This window comes from Streptomyces sp. NPDC059917, assembly GCF_042730635.1.
GTDB lineage: Bacteria > Actinomycetota > Actinomycetes > Streptomycetales > Streptomycetaceae > Streptomyces.
Genome location: NZ_JBHWLC010000027.1, coordinates 67,187 through 77,314, shown reverse-complemented (window position 1 = coordinate 77,314; position 10,128 = coordinate 67,187). Strand labels below are relative to the sequence as shown.

The 10,128-nt window shown below is 74.9% G+C and carries 1 protein-coding gene; it reads left to right on the top strand.

Annotation, left to right across the window (positions count from 1 at the left end; genetic code table 11):
- Positions 1 to 51: 51 nt before the first annotated feature.
- Complete coding sequence (locus tag ACFWAR_RS18000; RefSeq protein WP_385778157.1) at positions 52 to 10,038, top strand: SDR family NAD(P)-dependent oxidoreductase; 9,987 nt, start codon at positions 52 to 54, stop codon at positions 10,036 to 10,038.
- The last annotated feature ends 90 nt before the right edge of the window (positions 10,039 to 10,128 follow it).

Here is a 10,128-nt window from a genome sequence, read left to right as displayed (position 1 = left end):
GGCTGCACGCACGGCCCACAAGCACGTTCTGCACAACGAGGGGTTTCGGACATGGCTGACAAAGAGCAGATCGTCGAGTACCTGAAGCGGGTGACGGCGGACCTGAAGCGCACCAGGGGCCGAGTCCGAGACCTGGAGGAGGCCGAGCGCGAGCCCATCGCGATCGTCGGCATGGGCTGCCGGTTCCCGGGCGGGGCCGGCACGCCCGAGGAGTTCTGGGACCTGCTGCACGACGGTGTCGACGCCATGAGCGACTTCCCCGACGACCGCGGCTGGCAGCGGTTCGAGGGCAGTACCCGTCCGCAGGGCGGCTTCCTCGACACGGCCACCGAATTCGACGCCTCCTTCTTCGGCATCTCCCCGCGCGAAGCCCTGGAGATGGACCCGCAGCAGCGGCTGCTCCTGGAGACGTCCTGGGAGACCTTCGAACGCGCGGGCATCGACGTCACCGGCCTGCACGGCAGCAAGGCCGGTGTGTTCATCGGCGTCAACGGCGCCGACTACCCCGGCATGCTCAGCCAGGCGGGACACGAGTCCCTCGGCCACCTCCTGACCGGCAACGCCCCCAGCGTCGTCTCCGGCCGCATCTCCTACGCCCTCGGCTTCGAGGGCCCTGCCGTGACGGTCGACACCGCCTGCTCGGCCTCCCTCGTGGCGCTGCACCTCGCGGCCCGCGCGCTGCGCGCCGGTGACTGCCCGCTGGCCCTGGTCGGCGGCGTCACCGTGATGTCGACCCCCGGGGTGTTCGCGGAGTTCGGCAAGCAGGGCGGCCTCGCCGTCGACGCCCGCTGCAAGGCGTTCGCCGAGGGCGCGGACGGCACCGCGTGGGGCGAGGGCGCGGGGATGCTCCTGGTGGAGCGCCTCTCCGACGCCCGCCGCAACGGTCACCGCGTCCTCGCGGTCGTCAAGGGCACCGCGGTCAACCAGGACGGCGCGTCGAACGGCATGACCGCGCCCAACGGCCCTTCGCAGCAGCGGGTGATCCGCCAGGCGCTCGCCAACGCCGGCCTCGCCGCGTCCGACGTGGACGTGGTGGAGGCGCACGGTACGGGCACCTCCCTGGGTGATCCGATTGAGGCGCAGGCGTTGTTGGCCACGTATGGCCAGGAGCGTTCGGGTGGGCGTGCGTTGTTGTTGGGTTCGGTGAAGTCGAACATCGGTCATACGCAGGCCGCGGCGGGTGTTGCGGGTGTGATCAAGATGGTGTTGGCGATGCGGCATGGGGTGGTGCCGCCGACGTTGCATGTGGATGAGCCGAGCAGTCATGTCGATTGGGCTTCGGGTGCTGTGGAGTTGGCGACGGAGTTGGTCGCGTGGCCGGGGGAGGGTGTGCGGCGTGCGGGTGTGTCCTCGTTCGGGATCAGCGGTACGAACGCCCACGTGATCCTGGAGGGGGCCCCGCGCGAGGCCCCCGCGGCCGAGGAAGCGCTCCCGGACGTAGCCCCGGACGCGACCCCGGACGAAGGCCGGGCAGGCCGGGAGGCCGCGGGTGTGCTGCCGTGGGTGCTCTCCGCGAAGTCGGCTTCCGCGTTGCGGTCGCAGGCGGCGCGGTTGCGGGAGCACGTCGCGGCGGGCGACGTGGACCTGGCGGGGACGGCGGTCGCGTTGGCCACCGCTCGTACCGCCTTCGAGTACCGCGCCGTCGTCCTCGGCGAGGACGTCACCGGCTTCACCGCCGCCCTCGACACCCTCGCGGACAAGGGCACCGCGGGCCGCCACCTCGTCCGTGGCACGGCCCGGCCCGGCGCCAGGACCGCCTTCGTCTTCGCGGGACAGGGCGCGCAGTGGGCGGGGATGGGAGGCCAGTGGTACGAGGGGCTCCCCGCCTTCGCCGCGGCGTTCGACGCCGTCTGCGAAGCCGCCGACCCGCAGCTCGACGTGCCGCTCGCGGACGTGGTGCTCGCCGGTTCCGCAGGCCGCCCGACCGACCACGCGGACCTGATCCATCGGACCCGCTACACCCAGATCGGCCTCTTCGCCGTCGAGGTCGCGCTGTTCCGCACCCTGGAGACGTGGGGCTTACGCCCGGACGTCGTCCTCGGCCACTCCATCGGCGAGATCGCCGCCGCCCACGTGGCCGGAGTGCTCTCCCTCCAGGACGCGGTCACGCTGGCCGTGGCCCGCGGCGACCTCATGCAGCGACTCCCGGACGGCGGAGCCATGCTGGCTCTCGACGCCACCCGGGCACAGGCCGACGCATGGCTGCGCGCCCTGCCCGAGCAGCACCGGCGGCAGGTGGCGATCGCCGCCGTCAACAGCCCCTCCGCCGTGGTGGTGTCCGGCGCGTCGGACGCCGTCGACCTGGTGGCCGAGGCCGCCGCGCGGGAGGGGCGGCGCCATCGCGGGCTCCAGGTCAGCCACGCCTTCCACTCGCCGCTCATGGAACCGATGCTCGACGAGTTCCGCTCCGTGCTCGCGCGCCTCACCTTCTCCCGCCCCACCGTCCCGATGGTCTCCACCGTCACCGGTGAACTCGCGGCGGACGACATCACGTCACCGGACTACTGGGTGCGCCACGCCCGCGAGGCCGTCCGCTTCGAGGACGCCGTGCGCGTCGCGGAGCCGCGCGTGGACGCCTTCCTGGAGATCGGCCCGCACACCGTGCTCTCCCGGCCCCTGGAGGACAGCCTCTCCGCGGACCGCTCCACCACCGTCACCTCCGTCGCCCACCGCGAACGGCCCCTGGTCGCGACCCTGTTGCGGGCGGTCGGCGCCCTGTGGGCCGGTGGCGCCGACGTGGACTGGCGCGCGCTGCTGCCCGCCGTACCCGCGGGCCAGGACCTGCCCACGTACCCCTTCGAACGGGAGCGCTTCTGGCCCCGCGTCTCCCCGCACCGCGCGGGCGACGTGAGCGGCGCCGGACTCGCCGGACTCGACCACCCCCTGCTGGGGGCCGCCGTGAGCATCGCCGACGGCGGCTCCGCCGGTGGCTGCGTGCTGACCGGCCGCCTCTCGCTCACCACCCACCCCTGGCTCGCCGACCACGCCGTCCTGGGCGCCGTGCTCCTGCCGGGCACCGCCTTCGTCGAACTCGCCCTGCGCGCCGGGCAGAACGTCGGCTGCGGCCGGATCCACGACCTCACCCTGGAGACCCCGCTCGTCCTCACCCCCGAGGACGCGATGCAGATCCAGGTCGGCGTGGGCCCCGCCGACGACGAGGGCCACCGCCCCGTCGTCGTGCACTCGCGCCTCGAACCGTCCGACGACGGCACGAGCGGCCTGGAGAGCGAATGGGTCCGGCACGCCCAAGGCGTGGTCGCCCCACTGGACCAGGGCCCGGCCGCCGACGACTTCGGCGCGGTCACCGGCCCGGTGTGGCCGCCCCGCGGTGCGGCCCCGGTCGAGATCGAGGACTTCTACCCCGCCCTCGCCGAACAGGGCTACGCCTACGGCCCCACCTTCCAGGGACTGCGCGGGGCCTGGCGGCGCGGCACCGACCTCTTCGCGGACGTGGAGCTGCCCGAGGCCGCGGCGGACGACGTCGCGGGATTCGGCGTCCACCCGGCCCTGCTGGACGCGGCCCTGCACGTCATCGGCCTCGGCGGCGCGGCCGACGGCGCCGACGACACCTCACGCGTGCCGTTCGCCTGGTGCGGCGTACGGCTGTGGGCGAGCGGCGCCCGCACCGTCCGCGTCTGCCTGACGACCGTGGGCACCGCCGCCGTCCGCGTACGCATCGCCGACGCCACCGGCGCCCCCGTCGTCGGCATCGACGAACTCGTGCTGCGGCCCGTCTCGGCGACCCCCGTCTCCCCGAGGCGCGCCCTGGTCGCGGAGTCCCTGTTCACCGAGGCCTGGGAACCCCGCACGGCGGGCGCACCGGACGCCGCCGGACAAGCGGCTCCGCAGCTCTGGGGACCGGACACCGCCCTCGAAGAGCTGACGGCCGCCGACACCGTCCTCCTGGACTGCACGGGAGACGGCGACACCGACACCCCCGAAGGGGTACGGGCCCGAGCGGGCCACGCCCTGGCGCGCATCCAGGCCTGGCTCGCGCACGCCGCCGCCGCCCCGGCCCGGCTGACCGTACTGACCAGCGGCGCCGTCGAAGTGCACCCCGCGGAGGGCGCGGACCCGGTCCAGGCCGCGGTGCACGGCCTGGTCCGCTCGGCGCGCTCCGAGCACCCCGAGCGGTTCGCGCTGCTCGACCTGGCCCCCGGCACCGGGCCCGCCGACGTCCCCTGGCCCGCCGTGCGCGCCGCGCTCGCCGACCAGGAGACGGAGATCGCCGTGCGCGGCGAGGGCGTCTTCGTACGGCGGCTGGTGCGCACCGCGACCGACGCCGATGCCTCGCCCGGGTACACAGGGCAGGGCACCGTCCTGGTCACCGGCGGCGCCGGCGTCATCGGCTCCGCCGTGGCCCGCCACCTGGTCACCGCCCACGGCGTCCGCGACCTGGTGCTCGTCGGGCGGCGCGGCGGCGACGCCCCGGGAGCCACCGAACTCGCCGAGGAGCTGCGCGCGGCGGGCGCCGAGGTGCGCCTCGTCGCCTGCGACGTCTCGCAGCGGTCCGCGCTGGCCGAACTCATCGCGTCCCTGCCCGAGTTGCGCGGCGTGGTGCACGCCGCGGGCGTCCTCGACGACGGCATGGTCACCGCGCAGAGCGCCGAGCGCCTGGACACCGTGCTGGAGCCCAAGGCGGATGCCGCGTGGCACCTGCACGAGCTCACCCGGGAGCGGGACCTCGACCTGTTCGTCCTGTTCTCCTCGGCCGCGGGCATCTTCGGATCCCCGGGCCAGGCCAACTACGCCGCCGCCAACGCCTTCCTGGACGCGCTCGCCCGGCACCGCCGCGCGGCGGGGCTGCCCGCGCACTCGCTCGCGTGGGGCCTGTGGGCCGACCCCAGCGCCATGACCGGGAAGCTCAGCGACGCCGACATGGGCAGGCTGGGCCGGGGCGGCCTGCGCGCCATCAGCGCCGACGAGGGCCTCGCCCTGTTCGACGCGTCGGTGCGGCGCGAAGAGCCGGTCGTCGTTCCCGTACGCCTGGACCTGCGCGGCCAGAGCGACCCGCCCGCGCTGCTGCGCTCCCTGGTCCGGTCCGCCCCGCGGCGCGCCTCCGCCGCCCCCGCGGCCGCCTCCTCGGCATGGCAGGAGGGACTGCTCGGCCTGTCGGCGGCCGAGCGCTCCGCCGCCCTCGTGGACCTGGTGCGCGGGCACGTCGCCACCGTCCTCGGCCACACCACGCCCGAGGGCATCGCGCCCGACCGCTCCTTCAGCGACCTCGGCTTCGACTCGCTGACCGCCGTCGAACTCCGCAACCTCCTGGCCGAGTTCACCAAGGTCCAGCTGCCCACCACCCTCGTCTTCGACTACCCGAGCCCCGAGGCGCTCGCCGCCTTCCTGGGCGAGGCCCTCGCGGAGCCCGCGGAGCGCGGCGCACGCGTCGTCGAGGTGCGGGCCACCGACGACGATCCCATCGCGATCGTCGGCATGGCCTGCCGCTTCCCCGGCGGCGTCGGCTCGCCCGAAGAGCTGTGGGACCTGGTCGCGGGCGGACGCGAGGGCATCGGCGGCTTCCCCACCGACCGCGGCTGGGACCTCCAGCGCCTCTACGACCCCGAGCCCGGCCGCACCGGATCGACCTACGTCCGCGAGAGCGGATTCCTCTACGACGCGGCCGAGTTCGACGCCGGATTCTTCGGCGTCTCGCCGCGCGAGGCCACCACGATGGACCCGCAGCACCGGCTGCTCCTCGAAACCTCCTGGGAGGCCATCGAGCGCGCGGGCATCGACCCGACGAGCCTCCGGCGCAGCAGGACCGGCGTGTACGCGGGCCTGATGCACCACGACTACGTGGCACGGCTCCAGGAGATCCCCGAGGAGATCGCGGGGTACCTCAGCAACGGCACCGCGGGCAGCGTCGCCTCCGGCCGCATCGCCTACACCTTCGGTTTCGAGGGCCCCGCGGTGACGATCGACACCGCGTGCTCCTCGTCCCTCGTCGCCCTGGACATGGCCGTGACCGCGCTGCGCAGCGGCGTGTGCGACCTGGCGCTCGCGGGCGGCGTCGCCGTGATGTCGACCCCCACCGTCTTCGCGGAGTTCGGCAAGCAGGGCGGTCTCGCCGTCGACGGCCGGTGCAAGGCGTTCGCCGAGGGCGCGGACGGCACGGCGTGGGGCGAGGGCGCGGGGATGCTCCTGGTGGAGCGTCTCTCCGATGCCCGCCGCAACGGTCACCGCGTCCTGGCCGTCGTCAAGGGCACCGCCGTCAACCAGGACGGCGCGTCGAACGGCATGACCGCGCCCAACGGCCCCTCTCAACAGCGGGTCATCCGAGAGGCGTTGGCGAGCGCCGGTGTGGGCGCCGCCGAGGTCGATGTCGTGGAGGCGCACGGTACGGGGACCTCGTTGGGTGATCCGATCGAGGCGCAGGCGTTGTTGGCCACGTATGGCCAGGAGCGTTCGGGTGGGCGTGCGTTGTTGTTGGGTTCGGTGAAGTCGAACATCGGTCATACGCAGGCCGCGGCGGGTGTCGCGGGTGTGATCAAGATGGTGTTGGCGATGCGGCACGGGGTGGTGCCGCCGACGTTGCATGTGGACGAGCCGAGCAGTCATGTCGATTGGGCTTCGGGTGCCGTGGAGTTGGCGACGGAGTTGGTCGCGTGGCCGGGGGAGGGTGTGCGGCGTGCGGGTGTGTCCTCGTTCGGGATCAGTGGTACGAACGCCCACGTGATCCTGGAGGAGGCCCCGCGTGAGGCCCCCGCGGCCGAGGAAGCGGCCCCGGCAGGCCGGGAGGCCGTGGGTGTGCTGCCGTGGGTGCTGTCCGCGAAGTCGGCTTCCGCGTTGCGGTCGCAGGCGGCGCGGTTGCGGGAGCACGTCGTGGCGGGGGATGTGGACCTGGCGGGGACGGCGGTCGCGTTGGCCACCGCTCGTACCGCCTTCGAGTACCGCGCCGTCGTCCTCGGCGAGGACGTCACCGGCTTCACGACCGCTCTCGACACCCTCGCGGCCGGGGCCGATCCCGGTGACGGCGGCGCGCGCGGCGTGGCCCGCGCATCGCTGAGGACCGCGTTCGTCTTCCCCGACCGGGCCGAAGGGCTGGCCGAGGCGGTCCGCGAACTCCTGGGCTTCTCACCGGCGTTCGCCTCGGCGATGGACGAGTGCGCCGCCGCCCTGGCCCCGCACACCGATTTCGCCCTCCTCGACGTCCTGCGCGAGGAGCCCGGCAGGCTGACCGACCCGGCCGTCGCCCGCCCCGCCCTGTGGGCGGCCACGGTGTCGCTCGCCGAGATGTGGTCGGCCGTCGGCATCACCCCCGCCGCCGTCGTCGGCTTCGGCGGCGGCGAGATCGCCGCGGCCTGCGCCGCCGGCTTCCTGTCCCGCACCGACGGCGCTCTGCTCGCCGCCGGACAGGGGCGCCTGCTCACCGAGCACGAGCACCCCGACGCCCTGCGCGAGCAGGTGAGGGCCCTGGCGGCCCGGGTCACCGCGCGCGACGGACGCGTACGGATGTACTCCGCCGCCACCGGGGCACGCCTCGCCGCCGGCGACCTGGACGCCGAGCACTGGTACCGCACCCTGGGCGAACCGGCCGGTCCCGACGCCGCGGTGAAGGCGCTCCTCGGCGACGGCGTCGAGGCCTTCGTCGAGCTGGGCACCCTCGTCCCCGCGGCGACGACCACCGCCGTCGAGGAGGCCACGGCGGCCGAAGGCCCCGACGTCCTGGTCACCGCCGCCCTGCGGCAGGGCCGCCGGGCCCGCCCCGCGCTGCTGTCGACCGCCGCGGCGCTGTGGGCGCGCGGCGGCGCCGTCGACTGGGCGGCCCTGCTCGACTCGTCGGCGCGCCCCGCCGACGTCCCCACGTACGCCTTCCAGCACCAGCGCTACTGGCTGGACGTTTCCACGCCCGCGGGCGACGCGGGCACGGTGGGGCTCACGGCCGCCGACCACCCGCTCCTCGCCGGTGTGGTCGAGCCCGCGGGGAGCGACACGGCCCTGCTCACCGGACGGCTCGCGCAGGCCACCCACCCCTGGCTCGTCGACCACGCGGTCGCGGACACCGTCGTGCTGCCCGGCAGCGTCCTGCTCGACTGGGCGCTGTACGCGGGAGACCGGCTCGGCTGCGCCCGGGTGGCCGAACTCGCCCTGGAAGCCCCCCTGGTCCTGGATCCGAACGCCGCCGTACACGTCCAGGTCCAGGTCGGCGCGGCGGACGGGGCGGGCCTGCGTGCCCTGACCGTGCACTCCAGGCCCGAACCCGCGGCCGGGGAGGAGACGGGGGAGTGGACCCGCCACGCCCGCGCCGTCGTCGGGCCGGTCCTGCCGAGCCCCGTGGACACCTCGGAGTTCCGCGCCCTGTCCGGCACCTGGCCGCCGCCCGGCGCCCAGGCCCTCGAACCCACCGCGCTCTATGCCGCGTTGGAGGAGCGGGGCCATCTCCACGGACCCGCCTTCCGCGGGCTGCGCGCCGCCTGGCGCAGCGGCGCCGACCTCCTCGCGGAGGTGGCGCTGCCCGACGAGGCCTTCGCCGCCGGGCACGGCTTCGGCGGCCTGCACCCGGCCCTGCTCGACGCCGCGCTGCACGCGCGCACCGCCGAGCAACCGACGGACACGGACACGGACGCGGACACGGACGCGGACCCGGACGGCGCGCGGGTGTGGCTGTCCGCCACCTGGAGCGGCGTACGGGTCCTCGACGCCACCGGCCACACGAGCCTGCGCGTACGGCTGTCCGACGCGGGCGACGGCGCCCTCGGCCTCCACCTGGCCGACACCACCGGTCGCCCGGTCGCCGAGGCCCGCGGGCTGACCCTTCGGGCGGTGCCCACCGCCGGGTTCCGGCGCGCCCGGGACGCCGAGGCCCCCACCCCGGCGGCGCCCGCCCGGCGACCCGCCGCCCGCCCCGTGCACACGGGGCAGGGCGCCGTCGCGCGCGTCCTCGCCGCCGAGCCCGACCGGCGGGCCCGGCTCGTCGAGGACCTCGTCCGTACCGAGCTCGCCGCGGTCCTCGGCCACGGCGACGCCGAAGTCATCGACGTGGAAGCCGAGTTCCTCGACCTGGGCGTGGACTCGATGGCGGGCATCGACATACGCACCAGGCTCGGCTCGCTGCTGCGCCTGGAGCTCGCCGCGGCCACCCTCTTCGAGCACCCGACCACGGCGCTCCTCGCCGCGCACCTCGTCGACCTCATCGGCACCGGACCGGAGCCGGGCGACGCGGGCCCCACCGGCACGGCCGCCCCCGCCTCGCCCTCCGACAGCCTGGAGGCGCTCTACCGGCAGTCCCACGCCCTCGGCAGGGCGGGGTCGACCGGCATGGACCTCATCCGGGCCGCGGGCCGGCTGCGGGCCGCCTTCGGGCAGGAGAGCGCGGCGGAGCACCTGCAGGAGCCCGTCCGGCTCGCCAGGGGCGACGAGGACCGCGCGGTTCTCGTCTGCGTCCCGGCCATCACGGCGACCGCGGGACCTCTCCAGTACGTCGGGCTCGCCCAGCAGATCCAGGGCGAACGTGATGTGATGGTGCTGGTCAACCCGGGCTTCAGGGACGGAGAGTTGGTGCCGGAGTCCTTCGACGCCTTCCTCGGTCTCCAGGTCGAGGCACTGCGCTCGGCCGTGGGTTCGCGGCCCTTCGTACTCCTCGGGCACTCCGCGGGCGGGCTGATCGGCCACGCCCTCGCCGCGCGGGCGGAGCGCGAGGGGCTCAGCCCCTCGGGTACCGTCGTCCTGGACACCTTCCAAGCCGGTACGCAGTTCTCCGCAGAGCTGAGCCGGGCCATGCTGGAGGGCCTCTTCGCCCGCGAACACCTCTTCGGCAGCGGCGCGTTGGCCGGCGTCCGCCTCAGCGCGATGGGGCACTACCACACGCTGATGGACGAGTACGCGCTCACCGAGACCAAGGCCCCGACCCTCTTCGTCGGCGCCGAGAAGCCCCTGCCGTACCAGGCCGACGGCTTCGACGACGACGGCTGGCGGGCCGCCTGGTCCCTTCCGCACACGCTGGTCACCACTCCGGGCGACCACTTCACGCTCATGGAGGACCACATCGCCGTGACCACCGCCGCGATCCGCGGATGGCTCGCGGAACGGGACATCTGAACCACCGCGGGGCAGAGCGCGGCTCTGCCCCGCCCCTTCCCACGGCCGATTCCACCGGCCACCACATGAACACCGCGGCTCACAGAGATC

Excerpts from the sequence above, each read along its gene's own strand:
- ACFWAR_RS18000 (WP_385778157.1), top strand. The coding sequence starts at position 52 with ATGGCTGACAAAGAGCAGATCGTCGAGTACCTGAAGCGGGTGACGGCG.